Below are 22806 nucleotides of genomic sequence, written 5' to 3' on the forward strand. Positions count from 1 at the left end.
CCTCAATTATTAAGTGTTCATCATCTATTCCTAACAACATTTTCGTAGTATCATTTGACATAGGGCATTTCCTTTCTTGACTTAATTCTGTGGTGGGAGTAAGTTAACGGACGGGAGATGTCCGCTTTTTTATTCTAATGATAAACAAAAAATCTGTCATCAGTAATAGATAAAAATCTATTACCAACAACAGATATTGTAGAACCCCTTTTTTTGTTACCTAAAAAGCGCTTAATAGGGGATAAACTGGTGTTTAAATGGGAGTTTTGTTGACTAATGCTTTATAATGGAACTATACAGGTGATCATTAAAAAGATTAGTTGTTAGACATTAAAAACTTTATTATAGGAAGAAACTTTTTCGATCGAAATAAATTTGGCATTTCAGACGACAAATTATGGGCTAAACCTTTGCATTTTCACCAAACATTCGTATAATGAAAGTCAACATTAGTCAAAGATGATTGCTGAGTTGGTGAATGGAGGGATTAGCGTGCAAAATCAAAATATTTCCGATATTATTGAGCAGTACTTGAAAGAAATTATGTCGGATACGGAGCACGTGGAAATTCGCCGATCTGAAGTTGCGGATTTGTTCAATGTGGTACCGTCACAGATCAATTATGTTATTAAAACCCGCTTTACACTCTCTAACGGTTATCTGGTAGAGAGCAAGCGTGGCGGTGGCGGTTATATTCGAATCGAAAAAGTTAATTTATTAGATGACACCGATGTTTTAGACTCATTGATCGAAACCATTGGCGATTCGATAGGACAACGTGACGGTTATGCCGTTGTGCAGGGGCTTTATGAAAGTGGTGTGATTGGCAGAAGAGAGGCCAATATCATTCTCACGATCATGAGCAAAGACACCCTGCAAATGGAGAACCGCGCGGATGAAAACGGCTTGAGGGCGCGTATTTTAGTCAGTATTTTGAAACATCTACGCTATGAGAGCTAGGAAAGTGAGGAATTGAAATGGATAATCTTTTTACCCCCAGTGCAAAGAGTGTCTTGGCATTAGCCCAAGAACAGGCGAAGTACTTTAAGCACCAAGCTGTTGGCACGGAACACTTACTTTTAGCACTCACGATTGAGAAAAATGGGATTGCTAATAAGGTTTTGCAGCAATTCTCCATTAGTGAAGATGACGTTCGTGAAGAAATCGAACGGTTTACTGGTTATGGCACTTTAAACAATGTTGATAAGGATACGTATCTGCCATACTCACCAAAAGCTAAGGATATGCTATCCGTTGCTGGTGAAGAAGCTAAGCGAATCGGTGCTACTAAGATTGGGACCGAACACTTATTACTGGCTTTGCTGAGTGATGAAACGATTCTTTCCTCACGGATTTTAATGAACTTAAATATTGATTTAGCACAGGCTCGCAAAGTGATTTTGCGGAAGCTAGGTGTGACTGAAACCCAAGACAAGCGACGTAATCAACGTGGCCGTAAGCAACAGGGTGGTACGCCTACTCTGGATTCACTAGCCCGTGATTTAACTCAGCTAGCCCGTGATGACCGGATGGACCCAACGGTTGGCCGGGATAATGAAGTTCGCCGGGTTATTCAGATTCTGAGTCGCCGAACGAAAAATAACCCCGTATTAATTGGGGAACCCGGTGTTGGTAAAACCGCCATTGCTGAAGGCTTAGCACAGCGAATCGTTAAGGAAAATGTTCCTGACGATATGAAAAACAAACGACTGATGGCCTTGGATATGGGTTCACTGGTTGCTGGTACTAAGTATCGTGGTGAATTTGAAGACCGCCTGAAAAAGGTGATCGAAGAAATTTACAACGATGGTGAAGTCATTCTCTTCATTGATGAACTGCACACTTTGATCGGTGCCGGTGGTGCTGAAGGTGCCATTGACGCGTCCAATATTTTGAAGCCTGCATTAGCACGTGGTGAACTGCAAACCATCGGGGCAACGACTCTTGATGAATATCAGAAGTACATTGAATCTGATGCGGCTCTAGAACGCCGGTTTGCGACCGTGCAAGTTGATGAACCCACAGAAGATGAAACTCTTCAGATCCTGAAGGGCCTGCGTCCGCGTTACGAGGAACATCACAAGGCAAACATTAGTGATGAAGCCTTGGATCAGGCCGTTAAGTTATCCACGAGATACATCACGGACCGTTACCTGCCAGATAAGGCAATCGATTTAATGGATGAAGCGGCTGCTAAAGTGCGTGTCAGTCTGATGGATAAACCTAATAACCAGACTAAGCAAGAAGCTAAACTATCAGACCTTTCTGACCAACGCGAAGCCGCAATTTTAGATCAGCGGTTTGAAGAAGCTGCTAAGATTCGTGAACAAGAGATTGCTCTGAAGGATAAGTTGGATAAGAAGGCCGAAAAGCAGGCTGAGTCTGGCGAAAAGTACAGTCTGAACGTTTCTGGCGAAGATGTTGCTGAAGTGGTTTCAGAATGGACTGGTATTCCAACAACCCAGCTTAACCGGACTGAACAGGAACGTTTAGTCAACCTCGAAAGCATTTTGCACAAACGCGTGGTTGGTCAAGAAGAAGCCGTTTCAGCGGTTTCTCGAGCTATCCGGCGAGCCCGTTCCGGTTTGAAAGATCCAAACCGTCCAATTGGTTCATTCATGTTCCTAGGTCCAACTGGTGTTGGGAAGACGGAACTTGCTAAGGCCTTAGCCGAAGCAATGTTTGGCTCTGAAGACAACATGATCCGAGTTGACATGAGTGAATACATGGAGAAGTACTCAACCAGTCGTCTGATTGGTTCAGCACCCGGCTACGTTGGCTATGACGAAGGTGGCCAATTAACTGAAAAAGTACGTCAAAAACCTTACTCAGTGGTCTTGTTTGATGAAGTCGAAAAGGCGCATCCAGATGTCTTTAACCTACTCTTACAAGTTCTTGATGATGGTTACTTGACCGATTCTAAGGGACGTAAGGTCGACTTCAGAAATACGATTTTGATCATGACTTCCAACCTCGGTGCTACCAGATTACGGGATGAAAAGACCGTTGGCTTCGGTGCTGAAGATAAGAGTGGCGATTACACCGCGATGGCTGAGACCATTAAGGAATCGTTGAAGCAATCCTTCCGGCCAGAGTTCTTGAACCGGATCGATGAAGTCGTGATTTTCCACAGCCTGAAGAAGAAGGAGCTCCACCAGATCGTCAAATTGATGGCTAAGATCGTCATTGATCGGGTAAAGGATCAGGGGATTAATATCAAGATAACGCCAGCTGCCATTGATGTGATAGCTGATGCCGGTTTCGACCCTGAATACGGTGCACGGCCAATTCGGCGGGCACTGCAGACTCAAGTTGAAGACCGTTTAAGTGAAGCCATGCTGTCTGGTGAAATTCAGGCAGGTAACATGGTAACCTTAGGCGCTAGTCACGGTAAGATCACCGTCAACGTTAAACAACCAGAAAAGACAGAACCGAAAACTAACGAAACTGTTGGCAGTAAGTAAATCAATCTAAAGCAGTCTGATGACCGGCATTCTTAATGGCGTTATCAGGCTGCTTTTTAGATATCGTTATAATTTGGCAGGCAAAAAATATGAAGCCTGCTAGAAGGGATGATGAGGGATAATTTGTTGACAACTTCATGGGTAGCAGGTATACTACTTGCAGTATGTAACTGTGAACTGAAATGAGGCGTTGCGATCTATTGTCCGTAACGGCTCTTATAAAGCCAAAAGTAAGAAGTTGCTTTCTTATTTTTGGATTTTTTTTGCCAAAAAACCGGTGAGAATGCGTTTTCATTGAAAATGTAATCAAACTGTAACATTGGCTCAGTTCGCTGAATAAAATGGAGAGGTGAACAACTTGGCAGGACACTTGGTTAAATATGGCAAGCACCGGACCCGACGAAGCTATGCACGAATTAAGGAAGTTTTGGATCTTCCTAACTTGATTGAGATCCAAAGAAATTCGTACCAATGGTTTCTGGATGAAGGCCTGAAGGATATGTTCGATGACATTATGCCTATCGAAGATTTTCAGGGAAATCTTTCATTAGAGTACGTTGATTACCAGTTACTGGAACCAAAATATACCGTTGACGAAGCAAGAGAGCACGATGCCAACTATTCGGCACCATTACATGTCACTTTACGGTTAACCAATCATGAGACTGGTGAAATTAAATCCCAAGATGTTTTCTTCGGCGATTTTCCACTGATGACGGAACAAGGAACGTTTATTATTAACGGTGCCGAACGGGTTATCGTTTCTCAATTAGTACGTTCTCCTGGCGTTTATTATACGAAAGAAACTGACAAGAACGGCCGCACAGTCTACGGTGCTACTGTCATTCCTAACCGGGGTGCATGGCTGGAATTCGAAACTGATGCTAAAGGCTTGTCTTACGTCCGGATCGACCGGACTCGTAAGATCCCAATGACTGAATTAGTTCGGGCCTTAGGCTTTGGTTCTGATGACGAAATCATCAAGATGTATGGTGATAACGACAGTCTGATGTCAACCTTGGAAAAGGATGTTCATAAAAACAGCGAAGATTCTCGTGTTGAAGAAGCCTTAAAGGACATCTACGAACGTCTACGTCCAGGTGAACCTAAGACTGCTGACTCATCACGGAGCCTTTTAACAGCTCGCTTCTTTGATCCCAAGCGTTACGATATGGCCCCTGTTGGCCGTTACAAGACGAACAAGAAGCTGGTCTTAAAGAACCGGCTGCTTGGTTTGACGTTGGCTGAAACCTTAGCTGATCCAGATACTGGTGAAGTTTTGGCACAAAAGGGCGATGTCATTGATAAGGATCGTTTGAAGACCTTAACACCATACCTTGACCGCGACGACTTTAAGACGGTTACTTACACGCCTTCAGACGAAGCGGTAGTCACTGAACCAGTTGTTCTGCAGACCATCATGGTGCAATCACCTGATGATCCAGAACGGGCGATTCCAGTGATTGGTAATGGTCATATTGATTTGAAATGGAAACACATTAAACCCGCTGATATTTTAGCTGCGGTCAACTACTTCTTTGATTTACAAGATGGTATTGGCGACACTGATGATATCGATCACTTGGGTAACCGTCGAATTCGTTCTGTTGGTGAGTTACTGCAGAATCAATTTAGAATCGGGTTATCACGGATGGAACGGGTCGTTCGTGAACGGATGTCGATCCAGGATGCTTCGACTGTCACACCACAACAGCTGATCAATATTCGGCCAGTGGTTGCGTCAATCAAAGAATTCTTCGGTTCATCACAACTGTCACAATTCATGGACCAAACCAATCCGTTGGGTGAATTAACGCATAAGCGTCGTCTTTCAGCCCTTGGACCTGGTGGCTTGACTCGTGACCGTGCCGGTTATGAAGTTCGTGATGTTCACTATACGCATTACGGCCGGATGTGCCCAATTGAAACTCCTGAAGGACCTAACATTGGTTTGATCAACAGTTTGTCCTCTTATGCTCGGATCAACAAGTATGGGTTTATCGAAACGCCATACCGTCGTGTTTCGTGGACGACTCATAAGGTTACCGATAAGATCGATTACCTGACTGCTGATGAAGAAGATAATTTCGTGGTTGCACAAGCCAACTCACCATTGAACGACGATGGTTCATTCGTTAATAACTTGGTTATGGCCCGTGCAAAATCAGAAAACATTGAAACTGGTATCGAAAACGTCGATTACATGGACGTTTCGCCTAAGCAAGTTGTCTCGGTCGCTACGGCCTGCATTCCTTTCTTGGAAAACGATGACTCAAACCGGGCGCTGATGGGTGCTAACATGATGCGTCAAGCCGTTCCTCTGCTTGATCCTCATTCACCATTGATCGGTACTGGGATTGAATATAAAGCTGCCCATGACTCTGGTGTTGCCTTGCTTTGCAAGCAGCCCGGGACAGTTGAATACGTTGATGCCCGTGAAATTCGTGTTCGCCGCGAAGACGGTGCATTAGATAAGTACAAGTTAATGAAGTTCCAACGTTCTAACGGTGGTAAGAACTACAACCAACGCCCAATCGTCAAAATCGGCGACAAAGTTGATCCAGACGAAGTGTTGGCTGATGGCCCATCAATGGAAGATGGCGAATTGGCATTAGGCCAAAACCCATTAGTTGCCTTCATGACTTGGCAAGGTTACAACTTCGAAGATGCCATCGCCATTAGCGAACGGTTAGTGACTGATGATGTCTACACCTCAATTCATATTGAAGAGTATGAATCAGAAGCGCGTGATACTAAACTTGGACCTGAAGAAATTTCGCGTGAAATTCCTAACGTTGGGGAAGATGCACTTAAGAACCTTGATGAAGAAGGAATTATCCGGATCGGTGCTGAAGTCCATGATGGTGACATTCTAGTTGGTAAAGTAACGCCTAAGGGTGTCACTGAATTATCAGCTGAGGAACGTTTACTGCATGCAATCTTTGGTGAAAAGGCCCGTGAAGTTCGTGATACTTCACTTAAGGTTCCTCATGGTGGCGGCGGGATCATTCAAAACGTGCGCATTTTCACCCGTGAAAACGGTGATGAATTATCACCAGGCGTTAACATGATGGTTCGGGTCTACATCGCCCAAAAGCGTAAGTTACAAGTGGGTGACAAGATGTCTGGTCGTCATGGTAACAAGGGGACTGTTTCCGTTGTTATTCCGCAAGAAGATATGCCATATATGCCAGATGGTACCCCAATCGATATCATGCTGAGCCCAATGGGTGTGCCTTCACGGATGAACATCGGCCAAGTTCTGGAACTGCATTTAGGAATGGCTGCTCGTAAACTGGGTATCCACATTTCCACCCCTGTTTTTGATGGTGCGCGAGATGAAGATATCTGGGCTGCTGTTAAGGAAGCGGGTATGGCTGACGATGCCAAGACCGTTTTGTATGATGGCCGTACCGGTGAACCATTTGACAAACGAATTGCCGTTGGGGTTATGCACTACATGAAGCTGGCCCATATGGTTGACGATAAGATTCATGCACGTTCAATCGGACCTTACTCATTAGTTACCCAACAGCCACTTGGTGGTAAAGCACAATTTGGTGGCCAACGGTTTGGTGAAATGGAAGTTTGGGCACTTGAAGCTTATGGTGCTGCTTACACCCTGCAAGAAATCTTGACTTACAAGTCAGATGACGTTGTTGGCCGTGTTAAGACTTACGAAGCTATCGTTAAGGGTGAACCAATTCCTAAGCCAGGGGTTCCTGAATCCTTCCGTGTGTTGGTTAAGGAATTACAGTCATTAGGTCTGGACATGAAGGTCTTGGACTCTGATAACAAAGAAATCGATTTGCGCGACATGGATGACGAAGATGACGACGTGGTAAACGTTGACGCTTTGAGTAAATTCGCGGAACAGCAAAAGGAACAAAAGAAAGCTACTGAAGCTAAAGCCGCTCAAGCAGCTAAAACTGATGAAGCTGACACTAACGCTAAGGATTAATTAAAGGGAGGTCGATCCATTGGTCGATGTCAATAAGTTCGAAAGCATGCAAATTGGACTTGCATCGCCTGACAAGATTCGGAGCTGGTCATATGGCGAAGTTAAGAAGCCAGAAACCATTAACTACCGAACTCTAAAGCCAGAAAAAGACGGACTGTTCGATGAACGTATCTTTGGCCCAACTAAAGATTGGGAATGTGCTTGTGGTAAGTACAAGCGGATTCGTTACAAGGGGGTCGTTTGTGACCGTTGTGGCGTTGAGGTTACCCGTTCAAAAGTTCGTCGTGAACGAATGGGGCACATTGAATTAGCTGCGCCGGTTACCCATATTTGGTACTTCAAGGGTATTCCAAGCCGGATGGGTCTTGTCCTCGACATGAGCCCACGCTCACTTGAAGAAATCATCTACTTTGCTTCATACGTTGTGCTTGAACCAGGCAACACACCGCTTGAAAAGAAGCAGTTGCTTTCCGAACGTGAATACCGTGAAAAGAAAGCTGAGTATGGTAATGGATTCACCGCTGAAATGGGTGCTGAAGCCATTAAGAAATTACTCCGCGATGTTGATTTAGATAAAGAAGTTTCAGAATTAAAGGAAGCTTTGAAGGAAGCCACTGGTCAAAAGCGGACGCGTGCCGTTCGTCGTTTGGACATTTTGGAAGCCTTCGTCACGTCCGGTAACAGACCGGAGTGGATGGTAATGGATGCGATTCCGGTTATCCCACCTGACTTACGGCCAATGGTTCAATTGGAAGGTGGTCGTTTCGCCACTTCTGATTTGAACGATTTGTACCGTCGGGTTATCAACCGTAACAACCGTCTCAAACGTTTGTTGGACTTACATGCACCTGGTATCATCGTTCAAAACGAAAAGCGGATGCTGCAAGAAGCCGTTGATGCTTTGATCGATAACGGTCGTCGTGGCCGTCCAGTTTCTGGCCCAGGTAACCGACCATTGAAGTCTCTTTCACATATGCTGAAAGGGAAGCAAGGCCGGTTCCGTCAAAACTTACTGGGTAAGCGTGTTGATTACTCAGGCCGTTCTGTTATCGATGTGGGACCTTCATTACGGATGAACCAAATGGGTCTGCCAGTGCCAATGGCAATGGAACTCTTTAAGCCGTTCATCATGAAGGAATTAGTTAGCCGCGGGTTAGCTTCTAACATTAAGAACGCTAAGCGTAAGATTGATCGTGAAGATGAAGATGTTTACAGTGTGCTTGAAGATGTTATTAAAGAACATCCTGTTCTATTAAACCGGGCACCTACGCTTCACCGTTTGGGGATTCAAGCCTTCGAACCAGTGCTGGTAAGTGGTAAGTCAATGCGGTTACACCCATTAGCTTGTGAAGCTTACAACGCCGATTTTGATGGTGACCAAATGGCCATTCACGTGCCGCTATCCGATGAAGCGCAAGCTGAAGCGCGTTTGCTGATGCTTGCTGCCCACCATATCCTGGCACCTAAGGATGGGAAGCCCGTTGTGACACCATCTCAAGATATGGTTATCGGTAACTACTACCTGACCTTGGAAGAAGTTGGCCGTGAAGGCGAAGGCATGATCTTTAAAGACTCTGACGAAGCGGTACTTGCATACCGTAATGGGTTAGTTCACTGGCACTCACGTGTTGGTATTCAAACCTCATCTTTGAAGGGCAAGCCATTCACTGACGAACAAAAATCTAAGATCATGGTTACCAGTGTTGGTAAACTGATCTTTAACGGCATTTTGCCACAATCATTCCCATACTTGAATGAACCAACGGACACTAACTTAAACGGCCATGTGCCAGATAAGTATTTCTTGGATAAGGGTGAAGATATTCATGATTATCTGAAGGATGCTGAACTGGTTAAGCCATTTAACAAAGGGTTCTTGAGTGACATTATTGCTGAAGTTTACAAGCAGTACAAAGTGACTGAAACGTCACTGCTGCTTGACCGTATGAAGGACTTAGGTTACGACAAATCAACTCAATCAGGCTTAACTGTCGGAATCGTTGACGTTACCGAAGTTCCTGATAAGCCTGAAATTATTGATGCTGCCCACAAACAAGTGGCCACCATCACGAAACAGTTCCGTCGTGGTCTGATTACTGATCACGAACGTTACGAACGTGTTATTGGTGTTTGGAACGATGCTAAGGATACCTTGCAAGACAAGCTGATCCATAACTTTGATCCGCAAAACCCAATTTACATGATGAGTGATTCTGGTGCCCGTGGTAACATTTCTAACTTTACGCAGCTTGCTGGTATGCGTGGCTTGATGGCTGCTCCTAACGGTGAGATCATGGAATTGCCTATTACCGCAAACTTCCGTGAAGGCCTATCAGTTTTGGAAATGTTTATTTCGACCCATGGTGCCCGTAAAGGGATGACCGATACCGCCTTGAAGACTGCCAACTCAGGTTACTTAACCCGTCGTCTGGTTGATGTGGCTCAAGATGTTATCGTTCGTGAAGAAGACTGTGGGACTGACCGTGGTTTGACCGTTACTGATATCAAGAATGGTAACGAAATGATCGAACCATTATACGATCGGATCTTAGGTCGTTACACTATGAAGACGGTCAATGATCCTAAGACTGGCGAAGTGATCATCAGTGCTAACAAGATGATTGACGAAACCACTGCTCAACGAATCATTGACGCTGGTATTAAATCAGTTACAATTCGTTCTGTCTTCACTTGCAACACGTCTCATGGGGTCTGCGAACGTTGCTACGGTCGTAACATGGCTACTGGAGATCAAGTTGAAGTTGGTGAAGCAGTTGGGACTGTTGCCGCACAATCAATTGGTGAACCTGGTACGCAATTAACCATGCGTAACTTCCATACCGGTGGTGTTGCCGGAAACGAAGATATTACCCAAGGGCTTCCTCGTGTTCAAGAAATCTTTGAATCTCGGAACCCTAAAGGTAAAGCTGAGATCACTGAAGTTACTGGTACGGTTGAATCAATCGAAGAAAACCCAGCCGAACGGACTAAGGAAATCACCATTAAGGGTGAGGCTGATACTAGAAGTTACACACTTCCCATTACAGCTCAACTAAAGGTGACTGAAGGCGACTTCGTCCACCGTGGTGCTGCGCTTAACGAAGGGTCAGTTGATCCTAAGGAATTGATTCGGGTTCGCGATGTGCTTTCCACTGAAAGCTACTTGCTAAGTGAAGTTCAAAAGACTTACCGGATGCAAGGTGTGGCTGTCTTGGATAAGCATATTGAAATCATGGTTCGTCAAATGCTTCGTAAAGTTCGTATCATGGATCCAGCTGATACGGATGTCTTACCTGGTACTTTGATGGATATCGATGATTTCCGTAAGCATAACTATAAGGCCTTGATTTCTGGTGGTACACCTGCCACTGCTCGTCCTGTTATCCTTGGGATTACCAAGGCTGCCCTTGAAACAAACAGTTTCTTGTCAGCTGCTTCATTCCAGGAAACGACTCGAGTATTGACGGATGCTGCTATCCGCGGTAAGAACGATCCATTGGTCGGTCTTAAAGAAAACGTTATTATTGGTAAGATCATTCCAGCTGGTACTGGGATGCCTATCTACCGTAAGATCAAGCCAAAAGAAGTTGGCGGTTCTTCTACTGATGGCGTCTACTCAATTAATGAGTTGGAACGCAAGATGAAAGAGGAAGAAGCTAAGTAATTTTGGTATAGAAAGCGACTAGCTGTTGAGGCTAGTCGCTTTTTTTATGTCTTTAGACCCGGTTCTGCACCTAGTGGTTTTCTAGGTGCAGAACAAAAAACCACCTGCTATGCGGGTGGAAGATAATTCGTTATACCAAGAAACCTCCTAATGTCATAGAATATGGGTGTCGAAGCCAGAGTCTATGAGATTAGGAGGAATACAAATGGCGAATAAATTAAATAGTTTAGCTCACACAAAATGGTTGTGTAAGTACCATATTGTCTTTACACCCAAGTATAGAAGAAAGATAATTTACAATCAATACCGTTGAGATCTACAGGAGATTATTAAATTACTATGTCGATATAAAGGCGTCACAATCATTGAAGGACATATGATGCCCGACCATGTGCACTTACTTTTAAGCATTCCACCCAAAATGAGTGTTTCCAGCTTTATGGGCTATTTAAAGGGGAAAAGTGCCTTGATGATGTTTGATAAACACGCAAATTTAAAGTACAAATTTGGCAATCGTCATTTCTGGGCAGAAGGGTATTATGTCAGCACTGTGGGGTTGAACGAAGCAACGATTAAAAAATACATTCAGGATCAGGAGAAACATGATATTGCGTTAGATCGGTTGAGCGTTAAAGAATATGAAGACCCTTTTAAGGGTGGTAAGTAATAACAACACCCCTGACAAGGGGTAGCGAAGTAATCATGGCACTCTGGCTTTGGTACATAAAAAGCCAGCGCCTTGAGACGCTGGCCAGCAACCAGGGCTTATAGCCCTAGAGCAAACCACCCGTTTGACGGGTGGTTTTGATTGTGTCATATAAAGAAAAATATGAGCAGGTAACTGATCGCAATAAACGGCATAAAGGGCAGGCGAGTCAGATGTAATGTCTGACTGGCTATCAGTCCAAAAACGCTACTTAATAGCAGTAGCCAAGCAAATGGTGTTAAACCGAGCAGCAAAAGCAAACAAAGAAAGGCATCTAAATCACCTGAACCGATCCAAGAAAGATGAGGGTCGAAAAACTGACTTAACAGCCAGATAAATATTAGGCAGGTAAACAGTAAATGATGTGGCTGATAAAAGATGTATACTAAGGCTGAGCAGGCCATCATACAATAGCTGTAGATGGCTGAAAATTCCAAACGGGCTGCATCGGCCACAGCCATGAAAAATAGTAGGGTGCCAACCAGCAGGTAACAGGTATCAATGATGGTTGGCTGCCAGCAAGATACTAGACCGCCCAAAAATAATTCACAGCAAATCGTTGCTGGTGAAATTTGGTGTCCGCATGAGCGACACCGACCACGTAAGTTTAAATAGGAAACAATTGGTGCTAAATCAAACCAGCGAATGGTGGCTACACAGTAATCACATTCTGATCGGGCAGGGTGCCAGAGACTGCCACCACTGGTCAGTCTGGAATAACTGGCAAATAAAAAGGAGCCTAAGATGGTACCGACAATAAATTGAATTAAGAGCATGTGATCACCTCGTCCCTAATTACGGTTTTTAAAGCGGTAATCATTTTAAAAAATTGCGTTGTTTTTTGCGGATGTTTTGCACTTAACGTTGACATTAAACGACGAAGCGTGGTATTCTTTTAAAGGTGCTTTTTGTAGACCGGTTTCTGCTTTGCAGACATGCTGACGGAAAACATGGCACGATAAAGGATCAACATCCGCTTTTATTTTTGCCCAAAAATGAATCACCTGGATGTGTGGACTTAAAATAACTCGAATAAGGAAGGAGGACTCTTAGATGCCTACAATCAACCAATTGGTTCGTAAAGGTCGTAAATCTAGAAGTTCTAAATCAGATGCCCCAGCTTTAAACTACGGGTATAACAGTTTCAAGAAGCAGCAAGTTAGCAACCCTGCACCACAAAAGCGTGGTGTAGCAACTCGTGTTGGTACGATGACGCCAAAGAAGCCTAACTCAGCTTTGCGGAAGTACGCACGTGTTCGTTTGTCTAACTTGATCGAAGTGACAGCATACATTCCTGGTATCGGTCATAACCTTCAGGAACATAGTGTTGTTTTAATTCGTGGTGGCCGTGTTAAGGATTTACCTGGTGTTCGTTACCATGTTATCCGTGGTGCTTTGGATACTGCCGGTGTTGAAGACCGTCGTCAATCCCGTTCTAAGTACGGTACCAAGAAACCTAAGGAATAAAAACTTAAACACTAAGTTCCAACAAGGAGGATATAAGTAATGCCAAGAAAAGGAAACGTCCAAAAACGTGAAGTCCTTCCTGACCCAATCTACAACTCAAAGATGGTTACCCGTTTGATCAACCACTTGATGTTAGATGGTAAGCGAGGCACTGCATCACAAATTCTTTATGGTGCATTTGATTTAATTAAGAAAGAAACTAATAACGATCCCGTTGAAGTCTTTGACGAAGCAATGAAGAACGTTATGCCGGTCTTGGAAGTTAAGGCTCGCCGTGTCGGTGGTTCTAACTACCAAGTTCCAATCGAAGTTCGTCCAGAACGTCGGTCAACATTAGGCCTTCGTTGGATCGTTAACTACTCACGTTCGCGTGGTGAACACACGATGACTGAACGGTTAGCTCGCGAAATCATGGATGCTGCCAACAATACTGGTGCATCTGTTAAGAAACGTGAAGACACGCATAAGATGGCCGATGCCAACCGTGCATTTGCTCATTACCGTTGGTAATTTGCAAAAACTGTTTGCTGTCAGCACCACTATTTGTGGTTACGCACAAGCTAGTTAAATGTTGATAGTGATTTGTTGGGGTGGCTATAATTATTTTTTAATTTAGCCATCCCTTTTATTAAATGTGATTAAACTTGAGAGGAGTTACAGATTTAACATGGCTAATACACGAGCTTTTCCACTAGAAAAGACCCGTAACATCGGGATCATGGCGCATATCGATGCTGGTAAGACAACTACCACTGAGCGGATCCTGTACTATACTGGTAAAATTCATAAGATTGGTGAAACCCATGATGGTGCTTCACAAATGGACTGGATGGCCCAAGAACAAGAACGTGGGATCACGATCACTTCTGCAGCCACTACTGCTGAATGGAAGGGTCACCGGATCAACATTATCGATACTCCAGGTCACGTGGACTTCACCGTTGAAGTTGAACGTTCACTGCGTGTTTTGGATGGTGCGATTGCGGTCTTGGATGCCCAAGCCGGTGTTGAACCCCAAACTGAAACGGTTTGGCGTCAAGCTTCCGACTATGATGTTCCCCGTATTGTGTTCGTTAACAAGATGGATAAGATCGGTGCTGACTTTGATTATTCAGTACAAACGATCAAGGACCGTCTGCAAGCCAACGCTTTAGCTGTTCAGATGCCAATTGGTGCTGAAGACAAGTTCGAAGGTGTTATCGACTTACTTGATATGAAGGCCGATATCTACGACGAAGATAAGCTTGGTTCAGAATGGGACACTGTTGAAATTCCTGATGACTACAAGGAAGAAGCTAAAAAGCGTCGTGAAGCGATGATCGAAGAAATCGCCGACGTTGATGACGACATTATGGAAAAGTACCTTGATGGTAAGGATATTCCAGTTGCCGAATTAAAAGCTGCTATCCGTAAAGCAACCTTGAACCTTGAGATATTCCCAGTACTTGCTGGTTCAGCTTTCAAGAACAAGGGTGTTCAAATGCTGATGGATGCCACAGTTGACTACTTACCTTCACCATTGGACGTTAAGCCTTACAATGCGACTAACCCTGATACTGGTGAAAAAGTTGAACTGAAAGCTAACGATGACGCTAACTTTGCTGCTTTGGCATTTAAGATTGCCACTGACCCATTCGTTGGTCGTTTGACCTACATCCGGGTTTACTCAGGTACCTTGGAATCAGGTTCATACGTTTTGAACGCTACCAAGGACAAGCGTGAACGTGTTGGTCGTTTGCTGCAAATGCATTCTAATCACCGTCAAGAAATTCCAGAAGTCTTCTCTGGTGATATCGCTGCCGCTATTGGTTTGAAGAACACCACTACTGGTGACTCTTTGACCGATGTTGATCACCCATTACATTTGGAATCAATGGACTTCCCTGATCCAGTTATTCAGGTTGCCGTTGAACCTAAGACTAAGGCTGACCAAGATAAGATGAACAACGCCTTACAAAAGCTTTCTGAAGAAGATCCTACTTTCAAGGCTGAAACTAACCCTGAAACTGGTGAAACTCTGATTGCTGGGATGGGTGAACTTCACTTGGATATTATCATCGATCGTATGAAACGTGAATTCAAGGTTGAAGCTACTGTTGGTGCACCTCAAGTTTCTTATCGTGAAGCCTTCACTAAGCAAACTTCTGCACAAGGTAAGTTCGTTCGTCAGTCTGGTGGTAAAGGTCAATATGGTGATGTTTGGGTTGAATTCACCCCTAATGAAGAGGGTAAAGGATTCGAATTCGAAGATGCCATTGTTGGTGGTGTTGTTCCTCGTGAATACATCCCATCAGTTGAACAAGGTATCAAGGAATCAATGGCTAACGGTGTCCTTGCCGGTTACCCATTAATTGACTTGAAGGCCAAGTTATACGATGGTAGTTACCATGAAGTCGATTCTAGTGAAGCTGCCTTTAAGGTTGCTGCTTCAATGGCTTTACGTAACGCTGCTAAGACGGCTGCCCCAGTTATCTTGGAGCCAATCATGAAGGTTGAAATTGTTGTCCCTGAAGAATACATGGGTGACATCATGGGCCAAGTTACTGCTCGTCGTGGTCGTGTTGACGGTATGGAAGCACGTGGGAACGCACAATTGATTCATTCATTTGTCCCATTGGCTGAAATGTTCGGTTACGCTACTACTCTTCGTTCTGCATCACAAGGCCGTGGTACCTTTACAATGACCTTTGATCACTACGAAGCCGTACCTAAGTCAATTCAAGCTGACATTATCAAGAAGAACGGCGGCACTCCTGCTGCTGAATAATTTCTTCGAAAAAGACGTTGTATTTTTGCAGCGTCTTTTTTAATACATATACAATAGAAGAAAGATTGGTTAAAATTTTATGTACTTTATAAACAATAAGCCGTCTTATAAACTGGTTAATTTAAAAAACATCCCAATAATCCTTGTCAAACCGGTATTTATTTAGTATTATATATAGGTGCTGTATTTCGAGGGCATAACTATGCTCCGGAATCGCATAGCAAAGCGATGATGTGAAAGGTTGCGGCACACCCGGCCGCTTTGCCACGGGGTGTGACGGTAATTTTCACGGAGTTAGTCTTATTTTTAAAATAGACGTAAGGAGGGAATCCAATGGCAAAACAAAAAATTCGTATCCGTTTGAAGGCTTACGAACACCGCATTCTTGATCAATCTGCAGAAAAGATTGTTGAAACTGCAAAGCGTACAGGTGCAGAAATTTCTGGTCCTATTCCATTACCAACAGACCGGACAGTTTATACGGTGCTTCGTTCACCACATAAGTTTAAGAAGTCGCGTGAACAATTTGAAATGCGCACTCACAAACGGTTAATCGATATTGTTAACCCAACACCAAAGACGGTCGACTCATTAATGAAGTTAGACTTGCCTTCAGGTGTGGATATCGAAATCAAATTATAATTTAGCTTCAGACAGTTTTAGGACAAAAAATTACATTATATCGGAGGTGTACTCATGACCACTAAAGGAATCTTAGGCAAAAAAGTAGGGATGACGCAAGTCTTCACTGATAATGGCGAATTGATCCCAGTTACTGTTGTTGAAACTACTCCTAACGTTGTGTTACAAGTTAAGACAGTTGAAAACGATGGTTACAACGCGATCCAATTAGGCTACGAAGACAAACGCGATGTTTTAAGCAACAAACCCGAAAAAGGTCATGTAGCAAAAGCAAACACGACTCCTAAGCGCTTCGTTCATGAAATCAAGGATGTTGAGCTGGGAGATTACAAGGTAGCAGACGAAGTTAAGGCAGACATCTTTGATGCCGGCGACTATGTTGATGTCACTGGTACAACAAAGGGTCATGGTTACCAAGGTAACGTACACAAGGATGGACAATCTCGTGGACCAGAAACCCACGGTTCTCGTTATCACCGTCGTCCAGGTTCTCTGGGTTCAATTATCAACCGGGTCTTCAAGGGTATGAAATTACCTGGCCGGATGGGTAATAACACTCGGACTATCCAAAACTTAAAGGTCGTTCGTGCTGATGTTGACAACAATGTATTGTTGATCAGCGGTAACGTACCTGGTGCTAATAAATCATTCATCGAAATCAAGAGTGCCGTTCGCGCACCTAAGAAATAAGAAAGGAGGAAACGTAAATGACTAGTGTTACATTATTTAAGCAAGACGGTAGCCAAAATGGTGACGTCACATTAAACGATGCTATCTTTGGTATCGAACCAAACGAAAACGTCGTGTTTGATACTGTTTTGATGCAACGTGCTTCACAACGCCAAGGAACTCATGCGGTTAAGAACCGTAGTGCAGTTCGTGGTGGTGGTAAGAAGCCTTGGCGTCAAAAGGGTACAGGTCGTGCCCGTGCCGGTTCGACTCGTTCACCTATTTGGGTAGGCGGTGGAACTATCTTTGGCCCAACACCTCGTTCATACGCTTACCATCTTCCAAAGAAGGTTACGCGTTTGGCATTGAAGTCAGTACTTTCACAGAAGGTTGCTGACGGTTCTTTAGTTGTTGTTGACGCATTCAGCTTCGACCAACCAAAGACCAAGGATTTTGCGAAATCATTATCTAGTTTAAACGTTTCAACAAAGACTTTAGTGGTTCTTGAGGAAGATAACAAGAATGCAGAAATGGCTGCTCGTAACTTGGCAAATGTTCAAGTAATCGACGCCAAAGGAATTAACGTCTTGGATGTCATCAACAATGACAAACTTGTGTTAACCCAGGCTGCTCTTTCTCAGATCGAGGAGGTGCTCGCATAATGGAAGCACGCGAAATTATTTTACGCCCAGTCATTACTGAAGCATCTACTGCTTTGTTTGACGACAAGCGTTATACATTCGACGTGGACGTTCGTGCCACGAAGACTCAAGTTAAAAATGCTATTCAAGAAATTTTTGACGTTAAAGTTGTTAAAGTTAACATCATGAACGTCAAGGGTAAGTTAAAGCGTCAAGGGCGTTACGAAGGCTACACTAAGAAGCGTCGTAAGGCAATTGTTACTTTATCAGCAGATTCAAAAGAAATTAAGTTATTTGGCGACGAATAACAAATAATAATATAGGAGGGAATCAACGTGGCGATTAAAGTATACAAACCAACCAGTAATGGTCGGCGTAATATGACCAGCCTTGACTACAGTGAAGTAATCACGAAGTCAAAGCCTGAAAAGTCATTACTAGAATCAAAAAGTCACACTGCCGGCCGTAACAACCGCGGTAAGAAGACGGTTCGTCACCGTGGCGGCGGTAACAAGACTCAATACCGGATCATTGACTTTAAGCGTACAAAAGACAACGTTACTGCTACGGTTAAGGGTATCGAATATGATCCTAACCGGACTGCTAACATTGCTTTGTTAGTTTACACTGACGGAACTAAATCTTATATCTTAGCACCAAAAGGCCTTAAGGTTGGCGATCAAGTCCAATCAGGTCCCGATGCAGATATCAAGGTTGGTAACGCATTACCATTGGAAGACATCCCTGTTGGTACTAACATTCATAACATTGAATTGAAGCCTGGTAAGGGTGGTCAATTAGTTCGTTCAGCTGGTGCTGGCGCACAATTGCTTGGTAAAGATGGTAAGTACGCTATGGTCCGTTTAGCTTCTGGCGAAGTTCGGATGGTCTTAGCTGGCAACCGTGCCACAATTGGTATCGTTGGTAACGAAGAACACGAATTGATCAACGTTGGTAAAGCCGGACGTAACCGTTGGATCGGCAAGCGACCACAATCCCGTGGTTCTGTAATGAACCCTAACGATCACCCTCATGGTGGTGGTGAAGGTAAAGCACCAATCGGTCGTCCATCACCATTATCACCATGGGGCAAGAAGACTATTGGTAAGAAGACCCGTTCTACTAAAGCACGTTCCAACAAGTTTATCGTTCGTCGTAAGAACAAGAAGTAATAAGCTTGCTGCTTAAGCAATCTCACTCGTAAGGAGGGTAATCTAATGAGTCGTAGTTTAAAAAAAGGACCATTCGCTGATGCACATCTTCTGAAAAAGATTGATGCCCAAAAGGATCAAGATAAGAAGAGCGTTATCAAGACTTGGTCACGTCGTTCAACGATTTTCCCTAGCTTTATTGGCTACACAATCGCTGTTTACGATGGCCGTAAGAACGTTCCAGTATATATTCAAGAAGACATGGTTGGTCACAAGTTAGGTGAATTTGTACCTACTCGTACTTTCCGTGGTCATGCTGGTACCGATAAGAAGACTGCTGTTGCTGCACCGGCTGCACCGGCCGCACCAACTGCAAAATAATAAGGAGGATTAGCTAATGGCTGAACAAGTTACATCAGCAAAGGCAACTGCGAAAACAGTTCGTGTTGCCTCACGTAAGGTCCGCCTTGTCATTGATCTTATCAGAGGCAAAAGCGTGGCTGAAGCGATTGCTATCTTGAAGTTCACCCCTCGTGGTGCTTCACCAATCGTTGAAAAAGTGTTAATGTCAGCAGTTGCAAATGCTGAAAACAATTTTGACTTAGACCGTGCTGATTTAGTTGTCAGCGAAGCCTTTGTTGACGAAGGACCAACCCTTAAGCGGTTCCGTCCTCGTGCCAAAGGTTCTGCTTCACCAATTAACAAGCGTACAAGTCACATCACTGTAGTCGTATCTGAAAAATAGGAGGGATAACGCGTGGGTCAAAAGATTAATCCAACCGGATTGCGTGTCGGCATTATTCGCGACTGGGAAGCAAAGTGGTATGCTGAAAAAGACTTTGCTGCCTACTTAGGCGAAGACCTCAAAATCCGCAAATATATCGAAAAGCGCCTTGCTGATGCCTCAGTATCAACAGTCGAAATTGAACGTGCCGCTAACCGCGTCAACATTTCAATTCACACTGCTAAGCCTGGTGTGGTTATTGGTAAGGGTGGGTCAGAAGTTGAGAATCTCCGTAAGGAATTAAACAACTTAACTGGCAAACGAGTACACATCAACATCATCGAAATCAAGAAACCTGATTTAGATGCTAAATTAGTTGGTGAGAACATTGCACGTCAACTTGAAGGCCGTGTTGCTTTCCGTCGTGCTATGCGTCAATCAATGCAACGGACTATGCGTTCTGGTGCCAAGGGGATTAAAACCCAAGTTGCCGGTCGTTTAAACGGTGCAGATATGTCTCGTGTTGAATCATACTCAGATGGAACCGTTCCTTTGCATACATTACGTGCAGACATCGATTACGCCTGGGTTGAAGCACACACAACTTATGGATCATTAGGTGTTAAGACTTGGATCTACCGTGGCGAAATTTTACCAGACAAGCCTGACGCTAATAAAAATAACGAGCAAGGAGGGAAATAACATGCTAGTACCAAAGCGAGTAAAGCACCGTCGTGAACATCGTGGTAAGTTACGTGGCACTGCTAAAGGTGGCAAGTCGGTTGCTTTCGGTGATTACGGCTTACAAGCATTAGATTCCAGCTGGATCTCAAACCGTCAGATTGAAGCAGCCCGTGTTGCTATGACACGTTACATGAAGCGTGGCGGTAAAGTTTGGATCAAGATTTTCCCTCACAAATCCTACACTGAAAAAGGTGTTGGTGTTCGTATGGGTAATGGTAAAGGTGCTCCAGCAGGATGGGTTGCACCAGTTAAACGCGAAAAGGTAATGTTCGAAGTTGGCGGCGTTTCAAAGGAAACTGCATATGAAGCATTACGCTTAGCAGCTATGAAATTGCCAGTTCGCACGAAGGTTATCCCTCGCGAGGAAGTAGGTGGCGAATCAAATGAAGGCTAAAGATATTAAAGAATTAACCACTGCTGAAATGCTTGAAAAAGAAAAGAGCTACAAAGACGAACTGTTCAACCTTCGTTTCCAATTGGCTACTGGCCAGCTTGAAAACACTGCGCGTTTGAAGCAGGTTCGTAAAGACATTGCACGGATCAAAACTGTGCTTCGTCAACAAGAGTTAAACAAGTAAAGAATACGATAAAGGAGGAATAATTAATGGCTGAAGAACGTAACGCTCGTAAGACATACCGTGGTCGTGTCGTTTCTGACAAAATGGAAAAGACGATTACAGTAGCCGTTGAAACTACCAAAATGCATCCAGTATATGGTAAGCGGATCAAGTACACTAAAAAGTACAAAGTTCGTGATGAAAACAACGAAGCCAAAATGGGCGACTATGTTGAAATCATGGAGACACGTCCGTTATCAAAGACTGTTCGTTTCCGACTTCTTAAAGTTGTTGAAAAGTCAGTTACAATCTAGTTTCGACATTTATCGTATTCTGATTTACTTAGAAGTGAAAGGAGGACACTAACGTGATCCAACAAGAATCTCGTTTAAAAGTCGCTGATAACTCTGGTGCCCGGGAAATCTTAACTATTAAAGTTCTGGGTGGTTCAAAGCGGCGTTATGCAAGCATTGGTGACGTTATTGTTGCAACTGTTAAGCAAGCAACACCAGGTGGCGTTGTCAAAAAGGGTGACGTCGTTAAAGCAGTTGTCGTACGTACCACTTCCCGTGTACGTCGTGCCGATGGCTCATACATCAAGTTTGATGAAAATGCTGCGGTATTAATCCGTGATGACAAGAGCCCACAAGGTACTCGTATTTTCGGACCAGTTGCGCGTGAATTGCGTGACAATGATTATATGAAGATTGTTTCTCTTGCACCAGAAGTACTTTAATCGTTCGAAAATAAGGAGGTGCCAAACAGGATGTTCATTAAAACTGGTGATAAAGTTCGCGTGATCAGCGGTAAAGATAAGGGTAAAGAAGGAACTGTTACTAAGACCCTTAACGATAAGAACCGTGTCATCGTCGAAGGTGTCAACATGATCAAGAAGCATCAAAAAGCTTCTCAAAGCAATCCTCAAGGTGGCATCATTGATACTGAAGCACCAATTCAAGTATCTAACGTGATGTTCCTTGACCCTTCTACCAACGAACCAACCCGTGTTGGTTTCCGCGTAGAAGATGGCAAGAAGGTTCGTTTCGCTAAAAAGAGCGGCGAAACCATCGACAAGTAATCAAGGAAGGAGGACAAATTAACTAATGGCTAATCGTTTAGAAGAAAAGTACAACAAAGAAATCGTTCCATCAATGATTGAAAAGTTCAACTACTCTTCAATTATGCAAGCACCAAAGTTGGACAAGATCGTCTTAAACATGGGTGTTGGTGATGCAACTACAAACGCTAAAAACTTGGATGAAGCAGTTGAAGAACTTGGCTTGATCGCAGGTCAAAAGCCTTTGATTACTAAGGCTAAGAAGTCAATCGCCGGTTTCCGTTTACGTGAAGGTAACGCTATCGGTGCTAAAGTTACATTACGTGGCGAACGGATGTATGATTTCTTAGACAAGTTAGTTAACGTTTCATTACCACGTGTTCGTGACTTCCATGGTATCAGTTCTCGCGCCTTTGATGGTCGTGGTAACTATACGCTCGGTGTTCGTGAACAATTGATTTTCCCAGAAATCGATTATGATAAAGTTAACCGTGTTCGTGGCCTTGACATTGTTGTTGTCACGACTGCAAATACAGATGAAGAATCACGCGAGTTGTTAACGCAGCTTGGTATGCCATTTACTAAGTAAGGA

At 43.8% G+C, this 22806-nt stretch carries 22 protein-coding genes and 1 pseudogene; 22 read left to right on the forward strand and 1 reads right to left on the reverse strand.

Going from position 1 to position 22806, the window contains the following annotated elements; genetic code table 11:
- Positions 1 to 492 precede the first annotated feature (492 nt).
- The 5 genes and pseudogenes from FFM73_RS08400 to tnpA all read left to right on the forward strand — a co-directional run bounded on the left by FFM73_RS08400 (position 493) and on the right by tnpA (position 11756).
- Positions 493 to 960 carry a CtsR family transcriptional regulator gene (locus FFM73_RS08400; RefSeq protein WP_171001253.1) on the forward strand — a complete coding sequence of 156 codons (468 nt, stop codon included), beginning with the start codon at positions 493 to 495 and terminating at the stop codon, positions 958 to 960.
- Positions 961 to 977: 17 nt separating this feature from the next.
- Complete coding sequence (locus FFM73_RS08405) at positions 978 to 3464, forward strand: ATP-dependent Clp protease ATP-binding subunit (protein WP_137631328.1); 2487 nt, start codon at positions 978 to 980, stop codon at positions 3462 to 3464.
- A gap of 349 nt (positions 3465 to 3813) precedes the next feature.
- Positions 3814 to 7425, forward strand: a complete 3612-nt coding sequence (gene rpoB / locus FFM73_RS08410; protein ID WP_171001254.1) for a DNA-directed RNA polymerase subunit beta — start codon at positions 3814 to 3816, stop codon at positions 7423 to 7425.
- Between the two features lie 19 nt (positions 7426 to 7444).
- Positions 7445 to 11089, forward strand: coding sequence for a DNA-directed RNA polymerase subunit beta' (rpoC, locus tag FFM73_RS08415; RefSeq protein WP_137631330.1), 3645 nt, complete (start codon positions 7445 to 7447; stop codon positions 11087 to 11089).
- 205 nt (positions 11090 to 11294) lie between these two features.
- Positions 11295 to 11756, forward strand: a pseudogene (gene tnpA, locus FFM73_RS08420) (IS200/IS605 family transposase).
- 146 nt (positions 11757 to 11902) lie between these two features.
- Here the strand turns inward: tnpA and FFM73_RS08425 are convergent.
- Entirely contained in the window at positions 11903 to 12571 is a 669-nt protein-coding gene (locus tag FFM73_RS08425) for a prepilin peptidase (RefSeq protein ID WP_137631331.1), read from the reverse strand.
- Positions 12572 to 12848: 277 nt separating this feature from the next.
- Between FFM73_RS08425 and rpsL the strand changes: the two genes are divergently transcribed.
- From rpsL to rplE, 17 genes are all read left to right on the forward strand, one after another.
- On the forward strand, positions 12849 to 13262 hold the full coding sequence (gene rpsL / locus FFM73_RS08430) for a 30S ribosomal protein S12 (RefSeq protein WP_054653919.1): 414 nt from the start codon (positions 12849 to 12851) through the stop codon (positions 13260 to 13262).
- Positions 13263 to 13301: 39 nt separating this feature from the next.
- Positions 13302 to 13772 (forward strand): 30S ribosomal protein S7, encoded by a 471-nt coding sequence (rpsG, locus tag FFM73_RS08435; protein ID WP_054653921.1) that lies wholly within the window; start codon positions 13302 to 13304, stop codon positions 13770 to 13772.
- Between the two features lie 157 nt (positions 13773 to 13929).
- Positions 13930 to 16029 (forward strand): elongation factor G, encoded by a 2100-nt coding sequence (gene fusA, locus FFM73_RS08440; protein WP_137631332.1) that lies wholly within the window; start codon positions 13930 to 13932, stop codon positions 16027 to 16029.
- A gap of 333 nt (positions 16030 to 16362) precedes the next feature.
- Complete coding sequence (rpsJ, locus tag FFM73_RS08445; protein WP_089088837.1) at positions 16363 to 16671, forward strand: 30S ribosomal protein S10; 309 nt, start codon at positions 16363 to 16365, stop codon at positions 16669 to 16671.
- Between the two features lie 54 nt (positions 16672 to 16725).
- Positions 16726 to 17361 (forward strand): 50S ribosomal protein L3, encoded by a 636-nt coding sequence (gene rplC / locus FFM73_RS08450; RefSeq protein WP_089136095.1) that lies wholly within the window; start codon positions 16726 to 16728, stop codon positions 17359 to 17361.
- A 17-nt stretch (positions 17362 to 17378) separates the two neighbouring features.
- Entirely contained in the window at positions 17379 to 18002 is a 624-nt protein-coding gene (gene rplD / locus FFM73_RS08455; RefSeq protein ID WP_137631333.1) for a 50S ribosomal protein L4, read from the forward strand.
- Positions 18002 to 18289: a 50S ribosomal protein L23 gene (gene rplW / locus FFM73_RS08460; protein ID WP_137631334.1), complete on the forward strand. Its 288-nt coding sequence runs from the start codon at positions 18002 to 18004 to the stop codon at positions 18287 to 18289. Before rplD ends, rplW begins: the two co-directional genes overlap by 1 nt.
- 27 nt (positions 18290 to 18316) lie before the next feature.
- Entirely contained in the window at positions 18317 to 19153 is an 837-nt protein-coding gene (rplB, locus tag FFM73_RS08465; protein ID WP_137631335.1) for a 50S ribosomal protein L2, read from the forward strand.
- A gap of 45 nt (positions 19154 to 19198) precedes the next feature.
- The gene (gene rpsS / locus FFM73_RS08470; RefSeq protein ID WP_137631336.1) at positions 19199 to 19513 is read left to right on the forward strand and encodes a 30S ribosomal protein S19; all 315 of its coding nucleotides are present in this window, start codon (positions 19199 to 19201) and stop codon (positions 19511 to 19513) included.
- A 16-nt stretch (positions 19514 to 19529) separates the two neighbouring features.
- The gene (gene rplV, locus FFM73_RS08475; protein WP_054653935.1) at positions 19530 to 19877 is read left to right on the forward strand and encodes a 50S ribosomal protein L22; all 348 of its coding nucleotides are present in this window, start codon (positions 19530 to 19532) and stop codon (positions 19875 to 19877) included.
- A gap of 12 nt (positions 19878 to 19889) precedes the next feature.
- Positions 19890 to 20558, forward strand: a complete 669-nt coding sequence (rpsC, locus tag FFM73_RS08480; protein WP_137631337.1) for a 30S ribosomal protein S3 — start codon at positions 19890 to 19892, stop codon at positions 20556 to 20558.
- 1 nt (position 20559) lies between these two features.
- Positions 20560 to 20994: a 50S ribosomal protein L16 gene (gene rplP / locus FFM73_RS08485; protein ID WP_054653939.1), complete on the forward strand. Its 435-nt coding sequence runs from the start codon at positions 20560 to 20562 to the stop codon at positions 20992 to 20994.
- The gene (rpmC, locus tag FFM73_RS08490; protein ID WP_054653941.1) at positions 20984 to 21178 is read left to right on the forward strand and encodes a 50S ribosomal protein L29; all 195 of its coding nucleotides are present in this window, start codon (positions 20984 to 20986) and stop codon (positions 21176 to 21178) included. The genes rplP and rpmC overlap by 11 nt, the downstream gene beginning before the upstream one ends.
- 26 nt (positions 21179 to 21204) lie before the next feature.
- Positions 21205 to 21471 (forward strand): 30S ribosomal protein S17, encoded by a 267-nt coding sequence (gene rpsQ, locus FFM73_RS08495; RefSeq protein WP_054653943.1) that lies wholly within the window; start codon positions 21205 to 21207, stop codon positions 21469 to 21471.
- Between the two features lie 53 nt (positions 21472 to 21524).
- Complete coding sequence (gene rplN, locus FFM73_RS08500) at positions 21525 to 21893, forward strand: 50S ribosomal protein L14 (protein WP_054653945.1); 369 nt, start codon at positions 21525 to 21527, stop codon at positions 21891 to 21893.
- Between the two features lie 30 nt (positions 21894 to 21923).
- Positions 21924 to 22235 (forward strand): 50S ribosomal protein L24, encoded by a 312-nt coding sequence (gene rplX, locus FFM73_RS08505; protein ID WP_089136098.1) that lies wholly within the window; start codon positions 21924 to 21926, stop codon positions 22233 to 22235.
- Positions 22236 to 22260: 25 nt separating this feature from the next.
- Positions 22261 to 22803, forward strand: coding sequence for a 50S ribosomal protein L5 (gene rplE / locus FFM73_RS08510; RefSeq protein ID WP_054653949.1), 543 nt, complete (start codon positions 22261 to 22263; stop codon positions 22801 to 22803).
- Positions 22804 to 22806 lie beyond the last annotated feature (3 nt).

Source organism: Secundilactobacillus hailunensis (assembly GCF_005405185.1).
In the GTDB taxonomy this organism is placed as follows: Bacteria; Bacillota; Bacilli; order Lactobacillales; family Lactobacillaceae; genus Secundilactobacillus; species Secundilactobacillus hailunensis.

Bases quoted from the DNA above. Each gene is read 5' to 3' on its own strand.
- rplE (WP_054653949.1), top strand. From the start codon at position 22,261: ATGGCTAATCGTTTAGAAGAAAAGTACAACAAAGAAATCGTTCCATCA.
- rpsL (WP_054653919.1), top strand. From the start codon at position 12,849: ATGCCTACAATCAACCAATTGGTTCGTAAAGGTCGTAAATCTAGAAGT.
- rpsJ (WP_089088837.1), top strand. From the start codon at position 16,363: ATGGCAAAACAAAAAATTCGTATCCGTTTGAAGGCTTACGAACACCGC.
- rplX (WP_089136098.1), top strand. From the start codon at position 21,924: ATGTTCATTAAAACTGGTGATAAAGTTCGCGTGATCAGCGGTAAAGAT.
- FFM73_RS08405 (WP_137631328.1), top strand. From the start codon at position 978: ATGGATAATCTTTTTACCCCCAGTGCAAAGAGTGTCTTGGCATTAGCC.
- rplC (WP_089136095.1), top strand. From the start codon at position 16,726: ATGACCACTAAAGGAATCTTAGGCAAAAAAGTAGGGATGACGCAAGTC.
- rplV (WP_054653935.1), top strand. From the start codon at position 19,530: ATGGCTGAACAAGTTACATCAGCAAAGGCAACTGCGAAAACAGTTCGT.
- rpsS (WP_137631336.1), top strand. From the start codon at position 19,199: ATGAGTCGTAGTTTAAAAAAAGGACCATTCGCTGATGCACATCTTCTG.
- rpsG (WP_054653921.1), top strand. From the start codon at position 13,302: ATGCCAAGAAAAGGAAACGTCCAAAAACGTGAAGTCCTTCCTGACCCA.
- rplW (WP_137631334.1), top strand. From the start codon at position 18,002: ATGGAAGCACGCGAAATTATTTTACGCCCAGTCATTACTGAAGCATCT.
- FFM73_RS08425 (WP_137631331.1), bottom strand. From the start codon at position 12,571: ATGCTCTTAATTCAATTTATTGTCGGTACCATCTTAGGCTCCTTTTTA.
- rplP (WP_054653939.1), top strand. From the start codon at position 20,560: ATGCTAGTACCAAAGCGAGTAAAGCACCGTCGTGAACATCGTGGTAAG.
- fusA (WP_137631332.1), top strand. From the start codon at position 13,930: ATGGCTAATACACGAGCTTTTCCACTAGAAAAGACCCGTAACATCGGG.
- rpsQ (WP_054653943.1), top strand. From the start codon at position 21,205: ATGGCTGAAGAACGTAACGCTCGTAAGACATACCGTGGTCGTGTCGTT.
- rplD (WP_137631333.1), top strand. From the start codon at position 17,379: ATGACTAGTGTTACATTATTTAAGCAAGACGGTAGCCAAAATGGTGAC.
- rpmC (WP_054653941.1), top strand. From the start codon at position 20,984: ATGAAGGCTAAAGATATTAAAGAATTAACCACTGCTGAAATGCTTGAA.